20 protein-coding genes and 1 pseudogene are annotated in these 25,289 nt (G+C 55.8%); 13 read left to right on the forward strand and 8 right to left on the reverse strand.

The features are described 5' to 3' along the window. Positions 1-856, forward strand: an 856-nt coding sequence (locus tag VEV40_RS10045; RefSeq protein WP_324832043.1) for a sugar phosphate isomerase/epimerase, incomplete at its 5' end; no start/stop codon positions are given. Next, positions 831-1,703: a phytanoyl-CoA dioxygenase family protein gene (locus VEV40_RS10050; RefSeq protein WP_324832045.1), complete on the forward strand. Its 873-nt coding sequence runs from the start codon at positions 831-833 to the stop codon at positions 1,701-1,703. The genes VEV40_RS10045 and VEV40_RS10050, both read left to right, overlap by 26 nt. A gap of 227 nt (positions 1,704-1,930) precedes the next feature. Here the strand turns inward: VEV40_RS10050 and VEV40_RS10055 are convergent, their stop codons facing one another. After that, positions 1,931-3,403, reverse strand: a complete 1,473-nt coding sequence (locus VEV40_RS10055) for an APC family permease (protein WP_324832046.1) — start codon at positions 3,401-3,403, stop codon at positions 1,931-1,933. 192 nt (positions 3,404-3,595) lie between these two features. On the opposite strand from VEV40_RS10055, the gene VEV40_RS10060 reads away from it, so the two are divergent. Then, entirely contained in the window at positions 3,596-4,411 is an 816-nt protein-coding gene (locus VEV40_RS10060; protein WP_324832048.1) for a hypothetical protein, read from the forward strand. 112 nt (positions 4,412-4,523) lie between these two features. On the opposite strand, the gene VEV40_RS10065 is transcribed toward VEV40_RS10060, so the two are convergent. From VEV40_RS10065 to VEV40_RS10085, 5 genes are all read right to left on the reverse strand, one after another. Then, complete coding sequence (locus VEV40_RS10065) at positions 4,524-5,000, reverse strand: OmpA family protein (RefSeq protein ID WP_324832050.1); 477 nt, start codon at positions 4,998-5,000, stop codon at positions 4,524-4,526. A gap of 302 nt (positions 5,001-5,302) precedes the next feature. Continuing rightward, positions 5,303-7,261, reverse strand: a complete 1,959-nt coding sequence (locus tag VEV40_RS10070) for a family 16 glycoside hydrolase (protein ID WP_324832052.1) — start codon at positions 7,259-7,261, stop codon at positions 5,303-5,305. A gap of 36 nt (positions 7,262-7,297) precedes the next feature. Continuing rightward, a complete protein-coding gene (locus VEV40_RS10075) occupies positions 7,298-8,656 on the reverse strand; it encodes a sugar porter family MFS transporter (RefSeq protein ID WP_324832054.1) in 1,359 nt (452 codons plus the stop codon). Between the two features lie 150 nt (positions 8,657-8,806). Next, positions 8,807-8,962, reverse strand: a complete 156-nt coding sequence (locus VEV40_RS10080; protein WP_324832056.1) for a DUF3309 family protein — start codon at positions 8,960-8,962, stop codon at positions 8,807-8,809. Next, a complete protein-coding gene (locus tag VEV40_RS10085) occupies positions 8,952-9,671 on the reverse strand; it encodes a uracil-DNA glycosylase (protein ID WP_324832058.1) in 720 nt (239 codons plus the stop codon). Before VEV40_RS10085 ends, VEV40_RS10080 begins: the two co-directional genes overlap by 11 nt. A gap of 83 nt (positions 9,672-9,754) precedes the next feature. Between VEV40_RS10085 and VEV40_RS10090 the strand changes: the two genes are divergently transcribed. The 7 genes from VEV40_RS10090 (at position 9,755) to VEV40_RS10120 (ending at position 18,678) form a co-directional block, all read left to right on the forward strand. Further along, on the forward strand, positions 9,755-10,963 hold the full coding sequence (locus VEV40_RS10090; protein ID WP_324832060.1) for an aldose 1-epimerase: 1,209 nt from the start codon (positions 9,755-9,757) through the stop codon (positions 10,961-10,963). 180 nt (positions 10,964-11,143) lie between these two features. After that, on the forward strand, positions 11,144-11,395 hold the full coding sequence (locus VEV40_RS10095; protein ID WP_324832062.1) for a CPCC family cysteine-rich protein: 252 nt from the start codon (positions 11,144-11,146) through the stop codon (positions 11,393-11,395). 347 nt (positions 11,396-11,742) lie between these two features. Further along, on the forward strand, positions 11,743-13,137 hold the full coding sequence (gene tig / locus VEV40_RS10100) for a trigger factor (RefSeq protein WP_324832064.1): 1,395 nt from the start codon (positions 11,743-11,745) through the stop codon (positions 13,135-13,137). Positions 13,138-13,330: 193 nt separating this feature from the next. Then, positions 13,331-13,942, forward strand: coding sequence for an ATP-dependent Clp endopeptidase proteolytic subunit ClpP (gene clpP, locus VEV40_RS10105; protein WP_324832066.1), 612 nt, complete (start codon positions 13,331-13,333; stop codon positions 13,940-13,942). Between the two features lie 22 nt (positions 13,943-13,964). After that, positions 13,965-15,239, forward strand: a complete 1,275-nt coding sequence (gene clpX, locus VEV40_RS10110) for an ATP-dependent Clp protease ATP-binding subunit ClpX (protein WP_324832068.1) — start codon at positions 13,965-13,967, stop codon at positions 15,237-15,239. A gap of 333 nt (positions 15,240-15,572) precedes the next feature. After that, positions 15,573-17,996, forward strand: a complete 2,424-nt coding sequence (gene lon / locus VEV40_RS10115) for an endopeptidase La (RefSeq protein WP_324832069.1) — start codon at positions 15,573-15,575, stop codon at positions 17,994-17,996. Positions 17,997-18,141: 145 nt separating this feature from the next. After that, the gene (locus VEV40_RS10120) at positions 18,142-18,678 is read left to right on the forward strand and encodes an FKBP-type peptidyl-prolyl cis-trans isomerase (RefSeq protein ID WP_324832071.1); all 537 of its coding nucleotides are present in this window, start codon (positions 18,142-18,144) and stop codon (positions 18,676-18,678) included. Positions 18,679-18,822: 144 nt separating this feature from the next. Here VEV40_RS10120 and VEV40_RS10125 read toward each other — a convergent pair whose 3' ends face one another. Then, positions 18,823-19,041 (reverse strand): hypothetical protein, encoded by a 219-nt coding sequence (locus tag VEV40_RS10125; protein ID WP_324832072.1) that lies wholly within the window; start codon positions 19,039-19,041, stop codon positions 18,823-18,825. Between VEV40_RS10125 and VEV40_RS20715 the strand changes: the two are divergent. The 3 genes and pseudogenes from VEV40_RS20715 to VEV40_RS10140 all read left to right on the forward strand — a co-directional run. Then, positions 18,976-19,182 (forward strand): annotated as a pseudogene (locus VEV40_RS20715) (hypothetical protein); the annotation flags it as partial. The gene VEV40_RS10125 and the pseudogene VEV40_RS20715 overlap by 66 nt on opposite strands. Before the next feature lie 375 nt (positions 19,183-19,557). Continuing rightward, entirely contained in the window at positions 19,558-20,445 is an 888-nt protein-coding gene (locus VEV40_RS10135; RefSeq protein ID WP_324832076.1) for a hypothetical protein, read from the forward strand. 158 nt (positions 20,446-20,603) lie between these two features. Further along, positions 20,604-23,045 (forward strand): ABC transporter permease, encoded by a 2,442-nt coding sequence (locus VEV40_RS10140; protein WP_324832078.1) that lies wholly within the window; start codon positions 20,604-20,606, stop codon positions 23,043-23,045. Positions 23,046-23,272: 227 nt separating this feature from the next. Here VEV40_RS10140 and VEV40_RS10145 read toward each other — a convergent pair whose 3' ends face one another. Then, positions 23,273-24,841 carry a M48 family metallopeptidase gene (locus VEV40_RS10145; protein WP_324832080.1) on the reverse strand — a complete coding sequence of 523 codons (1,569 nt, stop codon included), beginning with the start codon at positions 24,839-24,841 and terminating at the stop codon, positions 23,273-23,275. Positions 24,842-25,289: the final 448 nt, after the last annotated feature.

Consider the following 25,289-nt stretch of genomic DNA (forward strand, 5'->3'; position numbering starts at 1 on the left):
AGTGAAGCTCGGCCTGATCAACTCAGCATGGCTAGGCACCTCCATCGATACCGCCCGGGGTATTGAGCTGACCAAAAAGATCGGCTTCGACACGATCGATATCTTCGCCGATCCGCTGGAGATCAGCGCGCAGGAGCGCCGCTTGATTCGCAAGAGTTGTATCGCCGTCGGTCTTCCAGTTGTTTCTACCGTATGCTGCGCGCTGGGAATTGCCGATTTCAACCAGCCCGTGCGCGCTTTCCACGTCCAGCGAGCTAAAGCCTATCTTGATCTTTGCTATGAATTAGAAGGCAGAAACCTGCTGATGGTGATTGGTGAATACATATGGCAGCAGGAAGTGATTGCGCCGCGGGACCAATGGAAATGGGCTGTGCAGCATGTGCGCCAACTGGCTGAATACGCACAGTCTTTATGTCTGGAAATTGCACTTGAGATTGAGCCATTTCACCTGTCCATTGTCAACAATATTGATCTCATGCGACGGTTCCTGGATGACGTGGCTCATCCAGCAGCCAAGGCCAACGTGGACATCTCGCATCTGGCGCTCGCCGGAGACGCGGCAGACAAAATCTCGAAACTGGCTGGACGCATCGCCCATGTGCATCTTTCAGACTGCGACGGCAAGAAACATGGTGATCTTCCACCCGGACGCGGGGCGGTAAATTTCCCGCCACATTTGAAAGCACTTGCCGATGCCGGCTTTTCCGGAACCGTAAGCATCGAGCTTGAGTATTCACTCGAACCGGACAAGATTGTGGACTGGGTTCGCGAGGCCTATCAGGTCACTGACCGCCTGATGAATGGGCTTCGCGCTCGAAAGGAGAATAGTTATGGCAAGCGGTCCTTTGCACGATGATCTGCTGAAAACCTATGAGTCTGACGGTTTTGTGATTGCCCGCGGGATGTTCGACATTGAAGAGATTGAGCTTCTACGGCGTGCCGCGAAAGAAGATCGCGAACTGGACCAGCATTCCTACGGCAGAGGCGATGGAGAAGGCGGAACTGTCCGCCTCTCATTGTGGAACCATCCCGGCGACACTATCTATGGCATGTTCGCGCGCTGCGAAACCATTGTGAACACTGCGGAGAAGATTCTCGGCGGTGAGGTTTACCATTATCACTCCAAGATGATCATGAAAGACCCGAAAGTAGGCGGGGCTTGGGCATGGCATCAGGACTACGGCTATTGGTACCAGAATGGCGTACTCTTTCCATTGCTGACCAGCGCCTTCATCGCGGTCGATCCTGCAACTAAAGAAAACGGCTGCATGCAGGTGCTCAAAGGCTCGCATCATCTGGGCCGCGTAGACCATGTGCTGACTGGAGAGCAGGCGGGTGCGGACATGGAGCGAGTCCACGAAGCCGAAAAAGTTCTGGAACGTGTCTATGTCGAGATGGAGCCGGGCGACGTGCTCTTCTTTCACGCCAACCTGCTGCATCGCTCCGATCAGAACAAGTCCGACAAGCCGCGCTGGTCGATGATCTGCTGCTACAACGCTGCCCGCAATAATCCTTATAAGGAACATCATCACCCACGCTACACGCCATTGAGCAAGGTTCCTGATTCAGCGATCCGGGAAGCGGGCCTGCGGCGTTTCAGCGACAGTTCGGCCAATGTCGCATGGCTGAATGACACGGAAGACAAGAGCGCGAAGAGTTTGGAACAGTCTGCTGCCGCAAGGGCCGGTGCCCATGTCCGATAATTCAAGCTTAGAGCAAAGAGCTGGGAAATCACGACGTGAGTACCCACCTCAACGAGCGCAGATCAGCGCGTTATTGAAACAATTTCTCCTTAGGGCAGAGATAAGAAGAGCGCTTCAGTACGAGACCACCATCTCTGCATTTGGGAGAAGGATGCATGATCCAGACCTCTGCGGTGCGGCAGGAGCCTTCTTGCCAACCAAATGCCTCACCGGCGACAAGGCAGATGTCAGATATCAACTGCATCGCTTTGGCTGTGAACGTCACGCTCTAAGGCGCCGTCCGTGCGAATAAGCATCATCGCACCTCGGTGAAGCACTCCGGGATGGCGTGATTCGCGCCACTGCATGTAAGCAAACCCGGCGAGGAGCCCTACGAGAAAAAGATAGGGAGTCAGGCTATAAGGCCAAGCGGGTTTCGGGTAGACCGTGACAATGAGGACAGGGATCAGGGCCAGGGTTGCGAACCATGGAGCCGCTACATGTTGCCAGAACATAAATTTGCCTCGCTGCTCCCGACGCATATAGCTCGTTAGGGCTAAGTTTGCCATAGCGTAGAGGATGATGACAGCAAGGGTGGCAATTGTTTCAAGAAAACCGAAGATGGTATCGGGTTTTAACAAAAAGCCCACAAGCAGAATTGCCGCGAAGCCGGATATCTGCACAAACGCGATTGACATGGTGGGTGTCCGGTGGACGGAATGGACATACCCGAAACGCGCAGGGAGGGTGCCCGCCAGGCCCATCGTATACATCACGCGAGAAGCAGCATTGGTGCAGGCAAGACCGACGCCCACGGCGCTGTTGACGAGAGCGAGGACGACGAACCACCAGCCAGCACCCCACAGCGCATGGCCAAGAACGTAATACGGATTAGGATTGGAGGCGAAGGCTGCCATGTTGCCGGTACCCCAACCGATTGCACTTGCATACGAAGTAAGGATGTAGAAAATTCCGATACTACCTAGGGAAAGCATGATCGACTGGCCGACAAGCTTGCCCGGGCGGCGGGCTTCCTGAGCTAGCGGTGCTGGAGCCTCGAAACCGCTCAGCGCAAGGATGGAGAAAACCATCCCGGCCAGGATGCCGCCGAAGTGATGTGGCGATGAAGAAGGCCGTAATGGCGCTAGATATGTGGAACCCGGACCTGGATGGATCAGAAACGTGATTCCAAGCGCCAACATGATCAGCAGTTCGAGACCGCCCAAAAGCGTTGTAATCTGAGCCGACAACTGGATCCCGTGGTAAGTGAGGGCCCAGACAAGGACAGTTGTCACCAATGCGAAAGACCACCATGGGATGTTCACATGGAACTGCTTTTGCAACATATCCGAGATAAGGTAGCCAAGGAAACCCGTGGCTCCGGCCGCGCCCAAAATCTCATAGATCAGGTAGCTCCAGGTGGCCATGAACCCACTGCGGCTGCCGAGCCCGCGCGTGGCGAACGAATAATAGCCGCCGCTCGATGGCATGTACCGGGAGAACTGGAACACGGTGTTCCCTATAAAAAAGCACACCATGGTGGAGAGCAGGAACGAAAGCGGCATAACCGGCCCAGCCTGCAGCGCAATGATAGGGAAAGTGAATACGATGTTCGCTGCGGGCGCGATGTGCGTGACACCCTGGAACACCAGTTCTGGAAGACCGAGCGAATTCGGTCGAAGCTGAGGGCCTGCATCGCCATGAATGGTCTCAGCAGTCACTTGGAAGTCTCCTTCAATAAACAATGCTGGGGTAAGGTACTTCCTTTTACTCCTCCTTAGCCTCACATGAACCAGCACTTTCCTGCTATGGAAAATTAACGCCCGATCGCAGCTGTCAATGTTGCTCTTTTATGAATCGTGTCTTCATTATTTTCAATGACCGCCTGCAGAAACAGACTACGAGTAACTGAGATGGAGAGTAAACTACGGCACAACTGCATCATCATGCGTGGAATAGGCCTGTTCGTCTCAACTTTCTTTGTTCTGTGCTCAATGTTTGGTCAGCAATCAGCTAACCCGCCCTCTAAGCCTGATCGCTTGATCTCGGAAGCACGAATGACAAGAGACATCCGGCTGCCGCAGGCAATTCTGATCGGATTCGTTGGCGGCTTCGTAAAAAGCGATGATCGCAGGCATCAAGAGGTGCAATTCGCTGCTCATATCCGCTATACCTATCCTGGCTATGTTCACGCAGAGGTCTTCGGAAATCATCAGCGGACAAATGCTTTCAAAAAGATTTTGTTCCTTTTGGACACGGATCATAACGGGATATTGACGGCTGCCGAAAAGCAGCAGGCAAAGATTCTCATTTATGGGCATAGCTGGGGCGCTGCCGAGACTCTAAAATTAGCGCGCGAGTTGGGGCGAGATGAAATACCAGTGCAACTTACGGTTCAGATAGACAGCATTGCAAAGCCAGGACAAGATGACTCTACTGTCCCTTCAAATGTGGCCAAAGCAGTCAATTTCTATCAGTCTCATGGCCTGCTTCATGGGGTACAGACAATACGAGCGGCAGATCCAACACACACGAAGATACTTGGCAATTTTCAGATGACGTACAAGAATTATCGAGTCAATTGCGATACATTTCCGTGGCGCGCGCGCATCTTTACAAAGCCTCATATAGAGATCGAGAACGATCCGCGCGTGTGGGATCAAATCAGCTCGCTAATCGACGAGGAATTAGTGACGACGGGAGCCCGGATGTCAATCCCATCCCACTAGGTTCATCTCAGAAAAGTTTCAGTCAAGGTCTTGAGATTCCTAATTTCTTTGTTAGCAATATTGGCCGCGAATTTCTGCCTGTGTGTCGATTGATGTCAATCGGCTGTTTCTCTCAGTTCGGATGGTAAGTAAACCGGACGACCCGATTCTTAGCATGGCACTCTTCGGTGTCTTCGGTACAGGCTGGATATAACATCCCCCATGGCACCGCCAACACGATTCGATCCTCCGCAATGCCCTTGCGTATCAGAGCTTGTCTGACCCACCACGCTCGTTCTCCCGAGAGTTTCAGATTGTAGGCCTCGCTGCCTGTCGCAGAGGCGTAACCGTCGATGAAAAAGCGAGCATTTGGATGATCCTTCAACCATTGGACATCGGCATTTAGGGTGTTCTGGTCCAAGGCATGGTCAAAACGATCATGGGCAAACCTGATTTCGTGCATGTTTTGGTTGAAAGCTTCCTCCTCGGGACCGTAGAGAGCCACCGGTGGTTTTGACCAGTGTTCAACCCAATAGGCATCATCAGCGGATGCGCCTGAAGGGCTTTTTGCAAAGAGCGGGATACTGGTCACAAGAAGCACTGTGCCCACTACGAGAGCAAGTCGCCATCTCACTGGGATAGCCTCCGTTCAATAATGATTACCGCATTTAAAAAGATGCTGGACCCGTTCTTGCTTCTTGGGAACTGTCAATTTGGACAGAAGCGGTCGATGACCTCCTCTGCGAACAACTCCGACGCCACCCCAGAATGGAATCTGGTTCCGTTGCACAATCGACTCGAAGAGCGCCGCCCACGAGGCAAAATGCGGCGAGCAGCGCCTGGGCGTGCCGAAGTTTCGCCAGCTTGTTTGCAGTTTGAGAAATGGCTACCCGTTTGAGAGCATGCGGTTCGTCATGGACGTTCGACGGAGAGGTTGTCGAATTGGGCGTGGTTCCACCCTGTGCCGATGCCGAACATGCCGTGCGAGTGATCAGCATCTTCTACGCGGGCAGCATCATGTCCGTCTATGCTGGCCGTGATTTGCTTTCCCTTGAACCCGAGCTGCAAGTGATGCCACTTTGCCGGAGTAAAATCCGCCGTACTCTGAGCAAGCAGGCGATCAGGTTTCTTGTAGTCACAGGACAGCAGCTTCCATCCACCGCTGGCATTTACCTGAAGGACATATCCACTTGGGTAATGCGCCTTGTCATCTCTAAAAACATCAGCCGAGTCAATTCTTCCTATCAATGTCACGTTACCGGATTGTTCAAGCCAAACGTCTGCACTGATCTGGTAGTCCGTCCATGTCGCATCACCAGCAATTGTCGATGGATCGGGCAATGGTCCCCATGGGATTGGCTTCTCTGTAATGACCTGCTCCAGACAACGGCCCGCGCGCCCAATGCATGGAGCAGCCTCAAACGCTCCATCTTGGTCGGCGAGAAAAAGCGGAGCGCGATGCAGCGGAGTCTTCTCAAAATCCTCTCGATACGGGAATGGAAACGGCTTTTGTGCGGGCGGCGCAGCAGAGCCTCTTCCCTGCCCTGTTGTCGTCGTCAGTGAATAGAGAGAGTCCGGATCAAATTTATAGATAAATGCTCCATTGCTGACTGGGACGTCCGCTACGTGATCGAAAGTATGCGCGTCATTTGTCTCCCAGACATGAACAGTGGCCTCGGACAAGCCTCCGCGAAGATGGAACGTGACCTTCTGCATGTCCTTCGCCCCGATGGTCTCAAGAACAACGCTCCAATCCTTATGGTTTGGAGAGCGCAGAGCGACATAATCGCCTTTCTCGGGCAAATATCCTGAAGAACTTTCAAGATATTGCCATCCCGGCTGTGCAAATTGCGTCGTGTGCGCCGTCGCCCAGATAGCGCCCTGGACGTTGTAATATCCGGACCACGGAGTATTGGCATACATCAATCCGGAGTTAGGCGCGGCGAGAATATCATAGTAAGAAGTAATCGGACTCCATATCTCGGTCGTTGTAAATCCACCCTTCAGGTAATTCTCGTTATAGAGTTGGGCAAGTAGGCGACCGCCGATGCGCCAGTCGCGCGACAAAATATCTGAAGCGCTGGACGCGGGCTGGTCTTCGCTCGACCACAGCGGCTTGCCGATCACGCGCGCGTCCTCGGGCGTCGTCAGCTTTCCGTTGATGCGTGGATAGTGGACGCTGACGACAGCCACTGCCCGCAGCAATTCAGGGTCCTGCTTCATGGACTCGATAATTGCCCACTGGTCTACATCTTTCCGCGGATACTCATCGCAGCAGACAATCTTTGTCTGGAGATGATGCGCGTCCAGGACACGACGGAGCGTTTTCACATACTCCGGATTTTCAAAGTGTTTCTCGTTCCAGATCCCTGCATAAGCAATATCGAGTCCATAGGTCTTTTTCGCGCCAAGAATGAAATCAGCAACATAGTTGGCCATATCTTCTGAATAGAAGTTGCCTCCGCCGATCCATCCCGGCGCGCCCCACGGCAGAATATCCAGAATGATGTTGGGATTGCGCTTGTGGGCCTCTTCCATCAGCCACCACTCGTAGCCTCTGGTGTAATCATGGTCGCTGCGGCTGCGCATGTGACTTGGCTCGGAACCGTCCGTCGAGTTCACATCCGCGCCGATCTCAACTTTCAGATGTTGCAGAGATGCTCCGTAGTTCGGCTTGAAGAGGTAATCGAGAATCTGGCCGCGGTACGGCTCAGGATAGTCAATCAATAGGCGTGAGGATGCGCCTGCGCTTACAGCGCCGATCCCATCAAAGATTGCGCCTTTGCTGTTCCCATCCAGTACAACTTCACGCGCAGCAGTCTGCGCTACTGTACCGATCGCGAGAAAAACAGTGAAAACAGCTGCCGACACACACCCGATTTGTTTCCGCTTCATCATCCCTTCGATCTACATCCAAAGTTGTTCAATCTCTTCCAGGCTCTTGCCTTTCGTTTCCGGAATGAGTTTCTGCACCAGAAGAAACGTAAGTACACACATTACGCTGTACACGCAGAATGCCCCGGTAATTGTGATCGCATGCGCCAGGGATAGAAATGTCGCCGTCAGGACAAAGCTGGCAATCCAGAGCGCTGTATTTGCTACGGACATCGCTCTGCCGCGCACACGTGTCGGAAACAATTCAGCCATCAGGACCCACGCTCCCGGACCAAGTCCAACGGCAAATACGGCCACGCATAAGAGCATGCAGCCCAATACAAGCAACGCCGGAGGAGAAGGCAACAGAAATGCAATGCCAAGCAGTAGCTGGCAAACCGCCATACAGCCACTGGAGAACATGAGCAGCGGTCTTCTTCCCAAGCGGTCGATCAACCAGAGAGCGACGATGGTCGCCAGGAAATTGATAAGGCCGATTGTTACGTTTGCGCCAATGGCTGTGCTGTGGCTGGAGCTACCCAGTTGGCGCTCCCAGATCACGGATCCGTAGAACAGGACTGTGTTAATGCCCGTAATCTGCTGCAGGATGGCGAGCGCGACAGCCAGAAACAAGGGCCTGTGAAGCGCCGGAGCAAGCAGGTCAGAAAAAGTCCCCGACTCGGCAAGTACGGAGTTTTGTATCATTGCAAGCTGCGCTTCCGCATTACGGCCTTCTATTTTTTTCAGAACATCAAGCGCCTCAGGAATGCGCTTCCGCTCCACAAGCCATCTGGGACTTTCCGGCACAAAAAATAACCCAATAAAAAGCCCCAGCGAGGGAAGCACGGCAATCGCAAACATCCAGCGCCATCCCGACTGCCCCTGAAATGAGAGCGACCAGTTCACGAGATAGGCAAACAGGATGCCGGTGACAATGGCCATCTGGTTCAATGAAACCAGGCGGCCGCGAATGCGGGCCGGAGAAACTTCGGCCATGTAGAGTGGCGCCAGCATTGAGGCGATCCCAATGGCGATGCCTCCGGCAAATCTTGCAATTCCGAACTCGATAAAATTTCGCGGCAGAGCCGCTCCGACAGAAGAAACAGCAAAAAGCAGCCCAGAAGCGGCAAGTACGCTCCTGCGGCCATAGCGGTCGCTCAGCCAGCCGGCAATCAACGCGCCGGCGATGCATCCAGCGAGAAGGCTGCTCGCAGCCAGTTCAGTCGAAAAATCTGAAAGATGAAACTGGTCCCGCAAAAATACCAGCGCGCCGTTTATGACCGCGATATCAAACCCAAATAGAAGCCCCGCAAGTGCGGCTATCGCGCAGACCCTATACGCATAACTGCCGCTGTGAGGCACATCTGTGTTCTTGGTCGTACTACTGCTCATGGAGGGTTCGCTGATCATCTTGCTCTTGCAGGGCTGTGTAATTGGTCCAGCAAATCAGCCGCCCCCCATGATTTCAGGACCCACTTTACTAACAACAAATTCGAAGAAAAATACTGTATCAGTCCCTGTCCTTCGCCAACCTCCCGAGACCTAAATCACATTCCCGAACCACAACAAAATCATAATCAACAAAATGATTCCGATGCCAACGCTCGGACTGTACCCCCACGTACGGCTATATGGCCATTTTGGAAATGCGCCAACCAGCGCGATCAGCAACACCGCAAGCAAAATCTCAACCAGCATCTTTTCCCTCTGCCAGCTCGTGCGCTCGCGCAAACACTTTCAGAAACATCGTCTTTGTCAACCTCCCCGTATTGGTGTTCTGCAACGACGGATGATAGCTCGCCAGCAGCCGGCGGTTTCCGGGTACGGCATATTCGAGTCCATGACCAAATTGCAGCATGCCGCGCTTCCCAATCTGACCCGTCCGGATCAGGTGCGCCACAAATCCGTCAAAAGCGATCTTGCCCAGACAGACAACCACGCGCAGCCGCGAGAGCAAACCAATCTCTTCATCAAGAAATGCAGAGCAATGTATCAACTCTTCCGGCAACGGCTTGTTCCCCGGAGGAGCGCACCGTCCCACGCTGGTGATCCATATGTCGCGAAGCCTCATCCCATCATCGCGCGAAGTCGCATTCGGCTGCGATGCAAACCCTGCCTCGTACAGCACCGGATAAAGAAAATCGCCGGAGCCATCACCCGTAAACGGCCGGCCTGTCCGGTTCGATCCATGCGCGCCCGGAGCCAGCCCAAGCAATAGCACCCGCGCCTTCGCGTCACCAAATGATGGCACCGGCTTGCCCCAATACTCCCAGTCCATGTAAGCGCGCCGCTTCTTCTCGGCAACCTCACGGCAGTAGTCCCGCAAACGTGGGCAGAGATCGCATTCGACTACGCGGGCGTTCAGCGCCGCCAGCCCATCGTGCCCCTTCAGTTGTTTTGTTGGCACATGCCGATTCTACTGCGTAGAATGGGTTCGCTTTCAGAAAGCAAACGTTTCCCAATCCTGCACGAAGCATGAGGTTTCCATCTATGTCTGTTCACTTTGAACGCTATTTGCCGGCAGTAGCCGCGGCGGCGTTGCTCTCAGTCGCAGGCTGCAACAAGCCCGCTCCACCCGCGCAGCAGGAAACTGCTGCAAAGCCCGCGGCAGTCACTCAAATTGGCGGAGAAAATATCGTGAAGCTGCAACGCGCCGCAACATCCAATGGCGCCAAGCCTGAATTCCTTTCGGCCACCATTCTTCCCGGCCGCGGCATGAACCTCTTCCAGATTACTGCCAATGTTCCCGGCAAAGGTGAAGTCAATGTTTTCGCTTCCCCCTCACTCGAAGACGCATCGGCCAAACTTAACGGCCAGCCTCCTGCCGACCTGAACGGCAATGCCAGCTTCTCCTTCGGTGGCGCATTTCTGGTCCCTTGTCCCAACCGCATCCGCGGCAAGCTTTCCGCGGACGGCAAAACCATCACTACCGAATGGAACGGCAAGTCCATTACGCTGCCTGCAAACTGGGTGGGCAAGAAGCCGGGCGCCGAAAAGCACGCCATGCATGGCCTGATCCTCGCCAGCAAGGCTGAAGATGTGCAGACGCAGTCCACGCCTGACGGCCAGACCGTCACCGGAGTCATTCACGCCGGCAACTTCGGCGGATACTGGCCCTCCCAAACCGATCTCAACTTCACCATCGCTCTTAGCGGCGATGCGGTCGAAGCCATCATTACCGCGAAGAACGTCGGCAACGAAGATGAGCCGATGGCCATCGGCTGGCATCCCTACTTCAATATCCCCAGCGGCGACCGCACGCAGGCGCGCCTTCATGTGCCCGCCGACGTCTACGCGCAGGTCAACAACTATGACGACGTCTTCCCCACAGGTAAACTCATCCCCGTTAAAGGAACCGAATACGACTTCAATGAGCCGGATGGCGTGCCCCTCGGCAGCATGTTCCTCGATGACAACTTCGCCCACCTAAAACGCAGTGATGACAATGTGGTTGTCAGCCTCACTGATCCCGCATCAAAATACGGCGTTAACATAATAGGAGAATCACCGGAAATCAAAACGGTGCAGATCTACGCTCCGCCGGACAAGAGCTTCACCGCCATCGAAGAGCAGTTCAATTTTGGCGACCCCTGGGGCAAGGAGTGGCACGGCATGGACACCGGCATGGTCACGCTCAAGCCCGGCCAGTCAGTAACCTGGAAGTGCAAGCTCGCGCTCTTTGTGCCAGAGACGAAATAACCAGATAAACTGCCGTCATTCTGACCCTGAACGTAGTGAAGGGGAGAATCTCTGCGATGTGGCAAGTTGCACCATCGCAAAGATTCTTCCCCTTCGCATGAAATCTGAGCTTTCCTGCCACCAGACAAATCAACTACAATTTCCCCGCGACTCCAAAATCAAAATCGCGTCTGAATTTATATGGATACACTTGCGCGCGTGCGCTGCCTCTGCTGTGGTTTCAAGACTCTCGATGTTCCCGACTCGCTCGGCCTCTGTCCCGTCTGCTGGTGGCAGGATGATGGACAGGACGACAGCGACGCTGACGTTGTGCGCGGCACAGTCAACGGAGAGCTGAGTCTCTCCGAAGCCCGCAGTAATTTTCAGATCTACGGCGCCGCCCATCCACGCTTCGTAAGCCATGTCCGCAAACCCGTGCACAGCGAGACGTAAATCTCTGCGCCCTCTGTGCGCTCTTTCGTGAAAGAAGCTTCACTCCGCGCACCTTTGCGTATCCTCTGCGCTCTCGGCGGTGAGACTCCTTTCGCACGTACACAACAAAATCCCCATCTTTTCGCTAATTCGTGCTCAACAGAAGCGCCACTGCCGCCAATACAGAGAGGTGCCCGAAGGGCGCGCCCCGCTCGACTGGGAGTCGCGTTTGCTCTTCTTTTGAAAGGCACATAACATAAGAAGAGACTGTTCCATGCTGCATTCCGAGGGCTGCATCGGGCGCCACAGATCCCCTCATAATTGCCCTCTTTTCCGCATGCGAACGACCATATCTGGAAGGCACTAAGTTGAGTTCAACCGACACCATCGAAGCAACTCCGAATCCCGAAGCAACTGCTCCCGAACAGGCGGAGCACGCCCATACTCACGAGCACAGCCACGAGCATCATCATGGCCCCAGCCTCAACCCCGAATGCACGCGCGAAGTGGAAGTCGAAGTACCCGCCGATGAGGTGTCGAAGGCATTCCGTACCGTAACCCGCCGCTATCAAAAGCAGGCGCGCATCCCCGGCTTCCGCGCCGGCAAAGTGCCTGAGTCGCTCATCCGCAAACGCTTCGCCGACGGCTTGCGCCAGGACGTGGTTGAATCCGTGCTGCCCACGCATTTCCGCGCCGCCATCGACAAAGCCGGATTCAGGCCCATTTCCCAGCCGCAGGTCACCGACCTGCAACTCGAAGACGGCCAGCCGCTCAAGTTCAAGGCCGTCTTTGAAATTCTTCCGGAAATCTCCGTCGCCGGTTATCAGGATCTGCGGGTGCCAAAGCCGGACACTGAGCTCACCGACGCCGAACTCAACGCCGAGCTTGACCGCGTCCGCGACTCCCGCTCCACCATGGAGCCAGTAACGGAAGACCGTGCTCTCGCCGATGGCGACTGGGCGCAGATCACCTTCCGCGGCGAATTCAAAACCGAAGGCGAACCCGCCGAAGCCGCTCTGCAGCAGCCTGTCACCGGTGACGACGTCATGATCGAAGTCGGCGGTCAGAACACTCTGCCCGCTTTCAACGAAGCCTTGCGCGGATCGAAGCCAGGGCAAGAGTTGAAATTTGAAGTCAGCTACCCCGAGGACTTTGGCGAACGCCGTCTTGCGGGGAAGACCGTCTCCTACGATGTCGAAGTGAAGGCCATCAAAAACAAGGTCCAGCCCGACCTTACAGACGAATTCGCAAAAGAACTTGGCGAGTATGAAGGCATCGAAGACTTCAAGCAGAAGTTGAAGGATCACCTCGCAAACGACAAGAAACACAGGCTCGAAGGTGAGACGCGCGACAAAATTGTCGAAGCGCTTATCGCGAAATACCAATTTCCGGTTCCCGAATCGCTTGTTCAGCAGCAGGTCGATGCCCGCCTCGATCGCGGTCTGCGCGCTCTCGCGCAACAGGGCATGAGGACCGAAGACATGCGCAAGCTTGATTTCGACCGTCTGCGTGGCGCGCAGCGTGATTCAGCCCTGAACGAAGTAAAGGGATCGCTGCTGCTTGACCGCATCGCGGACGAAGAAAAGATTGAGGTTGCCGACGCGGAAGTTGATCGTGAACTCGAACTGCTCTCCCTGCAAATGCGTGAACCATTAGAGACACTGCGCAAGCGTTTGACGGACGACGGCGGTATAGCTAGAATCCGTGAACAAATCCGCAGAGAAAAAACAGGCAGCCTGCTTTACGCAAAGCTTGCCTCCTGACATAGATATTTCCACCGGCCTGTTGCTGGGGACGCACCGGTTTAGTTATTGGGTGTTTCAAAAGTGGAGTTTTAGGTAGAAGCACCGGGCTTTGGCCCGGTGAAACAGGCTGGCGAAATTGAGGGGCTTTAGCCCCGGTTTTCAAGGCCCGATTTGACGGAGTCCCCGACTCCGGGAAGTGAGAAGCAAAAGCATGGCACTGGTACCAATGGTCATTGAGCAGACGAACCGGGGCGAACGCGCCTACGACATCTATTCCCGTCTGCTTCGCGACAACATCATTTTCCTCGGCACCCCCATCGACGACCAGATCGCCAACCTCGTCATTGCCCAGATGCTTTTCCTTTCCGCCGAAGACCCGGAGAAGGATATCCAGTTGTACATTAACTCTCCCGGTGGCTCCATTACCGCGGGCCTCGCAATCTATGACACAATGCAATATATAAAGAACGATGTGGTGACTTACTGCATCGGTCAGGCGGCGAGCATGGGGGCATTTCTGCTCATGTCGGGCACCAAAGGCAAGCGCTTTGCCCTGCCGAACTCGCGAATTCTCATTCACCAGCCCTCTATGGGCGGGCTTTCCGGTCAGGCGACCGACATCGACATCCACGCGCGCGAAATCCTTCGCATTCGTGAAATCACCAACAACCTTATGTCGAAGCACACCGGTCAATCGCTGGAGCGCATTGAACGCGACGTAGAGCGCGACTTCATTATGAACGCGGCACAGGCCCGGGAATACGGCATTGTCGACGAGGTTTCCGGACAGGCCCCGGACACCAAACTCCTCGCCGCAGATTAAGGTTGGTTGGAGCAGCACAACGATGAAAACGCGCACGGGATCCGACGACGCTCTACGCTGCTCGTTCTGTCATAAATCACAGGACGCGGTAGCCAAACTCATTTCCTCGCCAAGCGATTACCCCCGCGCTTACATCTGCGACGAATGTGTTGCAGTCTGCAACTCCATTCTCGAAGACGACCGCAGCGAAACCCAGACCGGCGCCGCACCTGCGCGTCTGCCCAAGCCGCTTGAGGTCCGCGCCTTCCTCGACGAATACGTCATCGGTCAGGACCAGACCAAGAAGAAACTCGCCGTCGCCGTCTACAACCACTACAAGCGCATCCAGATGAACCGCACGCGTGGCAACGATGTCGAGCTTTCCAAGTCAAACATCCTGCTCGTCGGCCCTACCGGCAGCGGCAAAACGCTGCTCGCGCACACGCTGGCCAAGATGCTTGACGTTCCCTTCGCCATTGTCGACGCAACCACGCTCACCGAAGCTGGCTACGTCGGCGAAGACGTCGAGAACATCATCCTCAAGCTCCTCCAGGCCGCTGATGGCGATGTGGCCCGCGCCCAGACCGGCATCATCTACATCGACGAAATCGACAAGATCGGACGCAAGGACGAGAACCCGTCTATCACCCGTGATGTTTCCGGCGAGGGCGTGCAACAGGCGCTTCTCAAAATTCTTGAAGGCACCGTAGCGAACGTCCCTCCGCAGGGTGGCCGCAAGCACCCGCACCAGGAATTCACTCCTGTAGACACCACCAACATCCTCTTCATCTGCGGCGGCGCGTTTGTCGGACTCGAGCGCGTAGTCGGCCGCCGCGTCGGCAAGAAAGCTCTTGGCTTCAAGGCCCTGTCAGAAGAGCAATCCGAGGGCGGCGCGGTTCGACCGCAGCGTGACGCCGAATTGCTCCGCCAGTCCGAGCCGCAGGACCTGATCAAATTCGGCCTCATTCCCGAATTTGTCGGACGTCTCCCTGTCATCGGCATCCTTGACGAGCTCGACGAAGCTGCGCTGGTCGAAATCCTCACCAAGCCGCGCAATGCCATCCTTAAGCAGTATCAAAAGCTCTTCGAGTACGAAGGCGTTCATCTGAACTTCAATGAAGAAGCATCGCACGCCATCGCGCAGGAGGCCCTGCACCGCAAAGTCGGCGCGCGCGGCCTTCGTATGATCCTCGAAGAGCTGATGCTCGATCTGATGTACCACCTCCCGAGCAACAAGAAAATCAAGGAACTCGAGATCACCGCCGAAATGGTCCGCAAACGCGACCTCTCCATCACGCTTCTCGACAAAGCCGGTTAGAGCCTCATAACATAGATTTGTCATCCTGAGCGCAGCGCAGAAGCCGCGAAGCCGAAGGACCTGCGGTTTTCCGCGGTGATACGAAACCGAGTCCCCATCATTTCGCGGTTTACAAAAGAGCGGGAACCATGACCTTCGAATTGCCAAGATAGACCCCTCTGCGCACCTTTGCGTTTCTCCGCGTCCTTTGCAGTAAAAGCCTTTTGTCAATCCGGCAATACCGCCAAATAAAGCCATTAAACCCCTGTTGCCAGAAACACACCCATTCGTTTCCCTCCTGCGTCCTTATGAGTTACCCTTCATCTAATAGGCAGGAATAGCGAAAGGGACGACGTGACCCAATCCAAGGAAACAAAAGACCGGAACGATCTTCGCAAGCTCCCGATGATGCCCATCCGGGACATGGTGATCTTTCCCTACATGATGACCCCCTTCGTCGTAGGCCGCGAGTCCAGCGTGCGCGCGCTTGAAGAAGCGCTCAACGGCGACCGCAAAATCTTCCTCGCCACCCAGCATGACGCCCGTGTAGACGAGCCCAAAGCCGACGACATTTACACCGTCGGCACCATCGGCAACATCGTCCAGAGTGTCAAAATGCCCGACGGCAACATCAAAGTGCTCGTCGAAGGCCTCGAGCGCGCCCGCGCCGTCGAACTCAATGACTCCGACGGCTTCTTCGTCGCCACTGTGCGCACCGGCAAAACTGATCTTGAAATCAACGCGCAGGTCGAGCAGCTCACCCAGCGCGTCACTTCCCTCTTCGAGCAGTATGTCAAGCTGCAGCAATCGCTCAATTACGAAACCATGATCGCGGCTGTCCGCACCGATGAGCCGTCCAAACTCGCCGACACCATCGCCGCCAACCTTCAGCTCGAAATCCCGGAAAAACAGGAGCTCCTCGATATCTTCGATCCCGCTGAGCGCCTCCTGCGCGTCGCCGACGTTCTCGACGTAGAAATCGAAAAGCTCAACATGGACCGCAGCATTCAGTCCCGCGTCAAGCGGCAGATGGAGCGCGCGCAAAAGGAGTACTACCTTAACGAAAAAATCAAAGCCATTCAGAAGGAGCTGGGCCGCGGCGAAAAGAACGAATTCGACGACCTGAAGAAGAAGATCGAAACCGCCGGTATGCCCAAGGACGTGCAGGAGAAGGCCATCCAGGAGCTGAAAAAGCTCGAAGCCATGCCGCCTATGTCCGCCGAGTCCACCGTCTCGCGCAATTATCTCGACTGGCTGCTCGCCGTGCCGTGGAAAAAGAAATCCAAGGAAACTCGTTCCATTGACCGCGCTGAAAAAGTCCTCAACGAAGACCACTACGGACTGGAAAAAATAAAAGAACGCATCCTCGAATTCCTGGCCGTCCGCCAGCTCGTCAAGAATCCTAAAGGGTCTATATTGTGCTTCGTCGGACCTCCGGGCGTCGGCAAGACCTCACTCGGCATGTCCATCGCCAAGGCAACAGGCCGCAAGTTCGTCCGTATGTCCTTAGGCGGCGTGCGCGATGAAGCTGAGATTCGTGGCCATCGCCGTACCTACATCGGCGCCCTGCCAGGCCAGATCATCCAGTCGATGAAGAAAGCCGGAACCAAAAACCCGGTCTTCATGCTCGATGAAGTCGACAAGATGGCCTCCGACTTCCGCGGCGATCCATCTTCGGCGCTGCTCGAAGTCCTCGACCCCGAGCAGAACTCGAGCTTCCAGGACCATTACCTTGATGTTGAATACGACCTCTCCGAGGTCCTCTTCGTCGCCACAGCCAACGTCTTGCATACCATTCCGCCCGCGCTCCAGGACCGGATGGAAGTCCTGCGCCTGCACGGATACACCGAAGCCGAGAAGCTCGAAATCGCCAAACAGTATCTGCTCAAAAAGCAACGTGAGAATACCGGCCTAACCGACAAGAACGTCGTCTTCACCGACGACGCCATTGTCGAAATCATCCGCAGCTACACGCGCGAAGCCGGCGTCCGCAACCTCGAGCGCGAAATCGGCAACATCTGCCGCAAGGTTGCGCGCCGCGTCGTCAAGCAGGGAGCAAAACACAAAGAGGAACTCACAGCGGAAAACGTCAACGAATTCCTCGGCGTCCCCAAGTTCCGCGACTCGCAGGTCCACGAAAAGAGCGAAGTCGGCTTGGTCACCGGCTTGGCGTGGACGGAAGTCGGCGGCAGCATTCTCCCCGCGGAAGTCCAGATCCTCGACGGCAAAGGCAAACTCACCCTCACTGGCCAGCTCGGCGACGTTATGCAGGAATCAGCGCAGGCTGCACTCTCCTACATCCGCAGCCGCGCCAATCATCTTGGCCTGCCGCGCGACTTCTATCGCAACGTCGACATTCACGTTCATGTTCCCGAAGGCGCCATTCCCAAAGATGGCCCGTCGGCCGGCATCACCATGGCAACCGCCCTCGCCAGCGCACTCGCCAAAATCCCTGTCCGCCGCGACATCGCCATGACCGGCGAAATCACCCTGCGCGGCAAGGTCCTGCCCATCGGCGGATTGAAAGAAAAGCTGCTCGCTGCGCACCGCGCCGGAATCTTCGAGGCCATCCTGCCCAAGGACAACGAAAAGGATTTGGCCGAGTTGCCCGAGAACCTGAAGAGCGCCATGAAGCTCAACTTCGTGGACTCCATGGACGAAGTCCTGCATCTTGCACTCGAAGGCCCATTGCCCGAGTTGAAAGAGGAAGAGCCTGCAACCCTGGCCAACGTTCCTCCGCCAACAACCATCGCTCCAGAACAGCGCCCTCACCAATAGAAGGACTAGGGGTAATAGAAGAATTGTGGGTGCCCCAGGTCTCGATTTTGAGACCTGGGATTCATCAATCCTTCCTCCGCGAACCATTGCGGATACTTAGCGTCCTTTGCGGTGAGTCTTGCAAGAAACCCCTCGAAAGGCGAAGATGGCTGCAATGCTCAACCGCAACCTTACCCATCTGTTTCTTCTCGCATGTTTTACTGCAACTGCACAAACCACACCAACACATCACACCACCGCCAGGCATCGCGCCGCCCCGGCAGCTCAACCGCTTCCTGCTCCCATCGTTCCCAAAACTATCCCCGCGGTCACCGGCCCCATCAAATACGAATTTGCCCTCCGCTATCAGGACGCCACAATAGGCACCGGCAATCTTGCCCTTCCAGGAAAGGTCTATACCGTCCACTACACGGGCTGGCTTGAAGACGGAACCAAATTCGATTCATCCTTCGACCGCGGCCAACCATTCGAGTTCCAGCAAGGCGCGCACCGTGTCATCCCCGGATGGGATCAGGGCTTCGAAGGCATGCGCGTTGGCGGCAAGCGCCGTCTCTTCATCCCCTGGCAGCTTGCCTATGGCGATCAGGGCAAGGGACCAATTCCACCCAGAGCCAACCTTATATTCGACGTAGAACTCATAGATCAGCGGGACGCGACCGCGTCAGCTCCAGTGCCGCACTAACGGTATCGCCAAATTCAAGATGGCTATCCCCTGACGCTGAGGAACGAAGCGGAAGGATCTGCCAGGGTCCAAGGTGCCCCATAGCCTGCCCTGAGCGAAGCCGAAGGGTCTCGCTTTTGAGACATCGGATTTTCATACCCTTTGCTACAATCCCTCGACATGAGTGAGCCGTCCACGTCGCCGCAGCCTCTGGCCGTCACGCACCTGCCTCTCTGCCCAGTTCTCATGCACGAGGACAGGTTCTGCGGTCGCCCGCTTCACCACACTCCTCAGCACGATCCCGTCCCGGTGTGCCTCATGCATTCGCTCGACCCTGCAAAAGACAGTGCCCAGTTCCAGCAGGAAATCGATGTAATCATTCATAGGACTCCTGCGGGATCAATTGCTGACTTCAGGAAATTCGTCTTTCCGACCGCACAATATGCCATCCGCCAATTCCCTGCAAAATGCAACTTCGAGAAGTGCACGTTTTTGAAAGAAGCCAACTTCTACAGCGCTAATTTCGAGCAAGGCGCTGACTTCCCAAGTGCGACCTTCGAAGAAGACGCAATGTTTACCCGTTGCCTTTTTGGAGCCAAAGCAAACTTTCACAGCGCAATCTTCAAAGGCGACGCCCTTTTCAGCACCGACTTCACGCACGAAGTCACCTTCGTCATGGCGCGCTTTGCCAAAGAAGCCGGCTTTTACAACGCATCGTTTGCAGAAAAGGCCATTTTCAGCAGCGTGAAATTTGAAGGAGATGCTGTCTTTGCCCGCGCGACCTTTCGCAATGAGGGTGATTTCGGCAATGCTGATTTTTTTCAGCAGTCCTTCTTTGCCTATGCCACGTTCGAACAAAAAGCTGACTTTGCCGCGCGGTTTACGGGCGATGCGCATTTTGTGGCCACAAAATTCTTAAAGGAAGCAAACTTCAGCGAAGCCGTCTTTCATGCTGCCGTGGAATTCCGGGGAACTGAATTCCGACATGACGCCGGCTTATTGCCGGGTCCGATTTTCTCGCTGGTTCAATTTATGGTTCCTGAGACAGCGATTTTTTATCGCACGTATCTTGGACAAGCTCTCTTTTATAACTGCGATGTGTCCCGCCTGACGTTTTCTTCCGTTGGCTGGCGCATACGCTCAAACGGTAAGCGTCAACTCTTCGAAGAATGCGTGAGCCTCGAAGACTTCTACGATCTCTGGGACGATACCGATGAACGCGACTACAGTCTCATTGCCGAAACCCATCAGCAACTCAAAAAGAACTACGACAACCGACAGGATTACTGGACCGCTGGCGACTTCCACTACGGCGAAATGGAGATGAAGCGCCTCCATAGTCCGCGTAAAAACAAAGCTGTCCGCTGGCTGCATCGCAATCTTGGCCTCGTCGCCTGGTACCGTTACGCCAGCGAATACGGCGAGAGCTACGTCCGCCCGCTGCTTGCCTTGCTCGTCGTACTTGCCCTCTTTACATTCCTCTTTCCACTACCCGGACTTATCTTCACAAAGTCAGACACCAACACAATCCCACCGCTGTTCTCGATCCTCAACTATGGCGACCTTCCTGCCTACATCCACGCTTACAAAGGCCCGGGCTGGATCGCCACCCTCGCCTTTTTCGGCCACAGTCTGATGACCGCTCTCTCCGTCGCAGGCTTCCAGAAGGAACTCATCTACCAACCCGCCTATCCCTGGGGCCGAGCGCTCGCCCTCCTCGAACTGCTTCTCACCTCAGCCCTGATCGCCCTTTTCCTGCTCGCGCTCCGCCGCCAGTTCCGCCGCTAAGGAAATCTCCTGTCCATTTCCGAACATCCGCTCTTCAATTCCGAACACCCGCGCCTTAGATCTCACCCATCAACCAGCAAAACACCCTGAATCTGCAAGAACATTCCAAAATTTCTCTATGGCAGACGAAGTGCTCTACCTACGCTAGAGGTGCGTAGATGCATTCCCTCGCACAGGACATCCGCTTCTCCCTGCGGCAGCTTCGCAAATCGCCCGGCTTCGCCCTTACCGCGATTTTCACCCTCGCCCTCGGCATCGGCGCCAATGTAATTGTCTTCAGCGTTCTCAACGCCCTCGTGCTGCGCCCGCTGAATATCCCGCAACCCAGCGAGGTCGTACAGGTCTCCCGCGCACACTCCGGCTGGGACACACAGTCATACCCCGACTATATCGACTACCGCGACAAAAACACTTCATTCACTGGCATCGCCGCCTATGGATTCGCCGGCGCCGGCCTCACCATTCCCGCGTCAGGATCGCAGCAGACCAGCGTCTTCCAGGCATGGGGCTTTGAAGCTTCTGGGAATTATTTCGACACACTCGGCATTCAGCCTACCCTCGGCCGCTTCTTCCACGCCTCCGATGAGCACGGACCCGGCTCCGCGCCATACGTCGTCGTCAGCTATGCCTTCTGGCATACTCACCTCAATAGCGATCCCAATGCCATTGGCAAGGTCATCGATCTCAACAAACATCCCTATACCATCATCGGCGTCGCACCCCAAAGCTTCCATGGAACCGAACTCGTCTGGTGGCCCGATTTCTGGACGCCCATGGTTAATGAAAAAGATCTTGAGAACAATGACTACCTTAGTGCGCGTGGCGACCACTGGCTTTATATCATTGGACGGCTCAAACCCGCCGTTACTCCAAAGCAGGCCACGGACAACCTCAGTGCCATCGCCCATCAACTCTCCAAAATCCATCCTGAGGATGAAACCCTTGATGTCCGTCTCGTCCAGCCTGGCCTGCTGGGCAGCGGATTCGGCACGCCTACCCGCGCCTTTGTCTCGGGAATCATGCTCATGGCGTTATTAGTTTTGCTGGCCGCCTCCGCCAACCTCGCCAGCATCTTCGCCGCCCGCGCCGCTGACCGCAGCCGCGAGCTTGCCATTCGCCTCGCCATCGGCTCCGGCCGCTGGCATATGGTCCGCCAGCTCCTCACTGAATCCATCATCGTTTCCCTCATTGGCGGAGCAGCCGGTACTGTCATTGCATTTCTCCTGCTTCAGACCCTCAGCCGCTGGCAGCCCATCGTGCAGGTGCCGATCCACGTCATCGTGGCGCCCGATCCCGTCGTCTATGCGGTTGCCCTGCTTCTTTCACTCGCCAGCGGCATTCTCTTCGGCCTTCTGCCCGCGCGCCAGATCTGGAAAATTGACGCGGCTCAAGCCATGAAGACCGGCCCCGCTGCCGTCGCAATCTTTCGCCGCTTTACTTTGCGCGACATCCTACTCGCCTCCCAGATCACCATCTGCACGCTTCTCGTTACCGCTTCCCTTGTCGCCCTGCGCGGCATGATGCGCTCCCTGCATGCCAACTTCGGTTTCAATCCTCAGGGCGTCACCCTGCTCGACAGCGATGCCGAAATGGCAGGCTACTCCGACGACGCCTCCCTGCCCCTTGAGAAACACATGATCGAGCAGGCCCAACAGATTCCCGGCGCTCTTTCAGTGGGCCTGATCAACAATGTCCCCCTGGGCATCGACAGCAGCGACTCATGCGTTTTTCGTCCCGACACGACCGACTTCCGTGACTCCAATTGCGTTAATGACGCCATGTACTACGCCGTCTCGCCCGGCTATTTCGCGACCGCCCAGACACATCTTCTGGAAGGCCGTGACTTCACCTGGCATGACGACAAGCAATCGCCGAACGTGGCCATCGTGAATGCCACCTTCGCCCGCATCTTTTTCGGCAACAAATCCGCTATCGGCCAGCAATTCAAGCGCAGCAACAAGACCCTGTATGAAATTGTAGGAATCGTCGAGGACGGCAAGTACTTCAACCTCGCCGAAGACCAGAAGCCAGCCATGTTTTTCCCCCTGGCGCAAAACACCAACAGCAGCTTCACCCTCCTCGTCCGCTCACAGGCGCTCCGTACGGAAATTGCTCCGTCATTGCAGCGCATCATTGCCGGCATTGATCCGCGGTTGCCCTACCACATCAATTCCTGGGACCAGGGAATGCAATTCGCCCTCTTCCCGGCGCGCGCCGCCACCGCCGCTCTCGGCATCATGGGCCTGCTCGCCGCCATGCTCGCCGTCACTGGAATCTTCGGCATGGCCTCATATACTGTTTCCAAACGCATGAAGGAATTGGGTATCCGCGTCGCTCTCGGCGCACAGCCCATGCAGTTGATGCGCGCGGCTCTAGCCCGCCCCGTCTATCTGCTTGTAGGCGGATCGGTAGCCGGACTGATCCTCGGCATCCTCGCCAGCGGAGTTCTCGCCCACATCGTCTACCAGGCCACCCCGCACGATCCATTCGTCCTGCTCGGAGTAGTCCTCACCATGCTGCTGCTGGGAACCATGGCCACGCTCGTCCCCGCCCGCCGCGCACAATCCATCGACCCAGCGCGCCTGCTCCGCGAGGAATAAAGGTTCACACCACTAACCGAACCTTATTTTTGGTGGTGTCATTCTGGCGTTGAGGAACGAAGCGGAAGGACCTGCTGTTTCTTCGGCTGAGTAGGGAAATCGAGTGCCTCATCCTATCGCGATTTTTGCGATAGGATGGGAAAGCAAAAATCTAACCCCGGGTGCCGGGTGCCCCACATTTCGCAGAGATGTGGGTTTGCTGCCGCAGGTCAGAACGATTCACCAGATCACCGGAACTGCACGCTCTTCAGCATCGCCTGGTATGTTGGCTGGAAGCGCGCGAACTCTGGCTCAGGCGCCACAAACACCATGAAAATGACCGATCCGTCGCGCTGTGGAATGGTGACGAGCCAGTCTCCTTCCTTCTGTTCCTGACCGCTGGCATTCGGGAACGGCGAAGCCGACTGGAACATCACCGATCGCCCCTCAACACCGGCCACTGTGATCTTTTGTGCGCCGCTCAGGGGCTGCAACCCATTTTTCTGCTGCATTTCCTGCACAAGCGCATTTGTAATTTCGTCCACGCTCATCCTCTGCCCATTCGGTGGCGCAACCCCGTTAATCAGCACTCCGTACCCAACACCCTGATGCGTAACTCCGGCCTGGGGAGCAATAGTGACGAATTGCCCCTGCTGCTGAGGCATCGCGACCTGCCAGTTCTCCGGGCGATCAATTTTCACCGGACCCAGGTCCGCCAGAACCATATGCTGGCTGGGCAGAACATTTTGCAATGCAACTGCCGACACATGAGGTGCCGCGCTGGCAGCAGGAACTGAAGCACTAGCAGGTTGCACGCTCCCGCTGGTTGAGTTGAACGCCGCCCCATTCCTCTGGTTAAGCGCAGCCCATTGACCGGACTTGGCTCCCTGCGCAATCTCTTGCGCGCTGTAAGATTTCACCCCAATTGCATGCTGCCGGACTTTCGCAAAAACCGGGCTGTCGGTCGCGTAGTTCTCAGGTGGCCAGTTTGCGATTTCCTTTTGGATGGCCTCCTGCCGGTTACCCGGATTAGGGTGGTCGCTGAGCCATTGCGGTGGAGTCTGTCCTCCCTGCTCTTCCAGCGTCTTGAAGAAATCAGCCATGGCCTGCGGGTTGTAACCGGCCTTGTACATAATCATGGCGCCTACCGCGTCAGCCTGCGACTCATCGGTGCGGGAGTACTTCAGCATGAGGCCCTGCGCTCCCATTTGGATCCCCATCTGCCCCAGTTGCCCCACCATCCCTCCCGCCATATTTCCCACGGTTCCACCCAGAACGGCAGAAGCCAGTCCAGCCAGCATACCCGTCGTCTGCTCTTTCCCGGCCTGCTTCGCCGAGTGCTGCATGTACACATGCGACATCTCGTGCGCCATCACGCCGGCAAGTTGCGCTTCGTTGGCGGCGGCCGTGATCGTTCCAATGTTGACGAACATAGGGCCACCCGGCAGCGCGAAGGCATTGATCTCCTTTTGCGCAACAACGTGAAACTCAAACGGCCACGAATACTGCGGTGGAATCGTGGCAACCAGCTTCGTGCCTAGCTGCCGGATGTATTGTGTTTCCGGACTGCTGTCAGGTAGCACCGGCATCTGCTTATAGACCTGACCGGCAGCTTGCAATCCCAGCTCGCGCTGGTTCTCACGCGACATGGAAGGATGGCCGGGATCAGGAAACACCGGCCCCTCGGACTGCGCATAAGCTTGCGCCGCCATGCACGCCACAACCACGCACAATAATCTTTTTAGGAGTGTGAGCGTCCATACATTGAAGACCGCTACTGCGCGGCCTTCCTCGTCTGCAAAGAATCTCGTAACCATAGCGACCCTCCACAATCACTGCATGACCGCCAGAACGCGACCATCGCAATCCGGCTGCTAAAGCAACGCTTCCTTCTCTGGTTAGTTTTCAAAAATTTAACAAGATCCCCGCGAGGCCAGCTTCCGATTCAAAGCGGCTCTTCAGCAGCAACGGTAGGCTGATCCATCGCACACTACATCAATCATGGAATCAGACCGTGCATACTCGCCACTGTGAAAATTCCTAGTCACCAACAGCGTCGATTCCACCCTGCTGACCTGTGATTCATGCGGATGCCCCGCATCCTTCGGATTCGAATGCCGTGCCAAACCTTGTCAAGCCCTTGCGGTCGTGGAAATCTCCTAACCTGCACATTCCAATCAGCAAAAACTGCCGCTAATTTGGCCGATAATTATGCCCTGAATTGCTACAATAGAAGTAGAGAAAAAAAGCCCGCCAACCCGGCGG

The organism is Alloacidobacterium sp. (assembly GCF_035631355.1).
Classification (GTDB): domain Bacteria; phylum Acidobacteriota; class Terriglobia; order Terriglobales; family Acidobacteriaceae; genus Alloacidobacterium.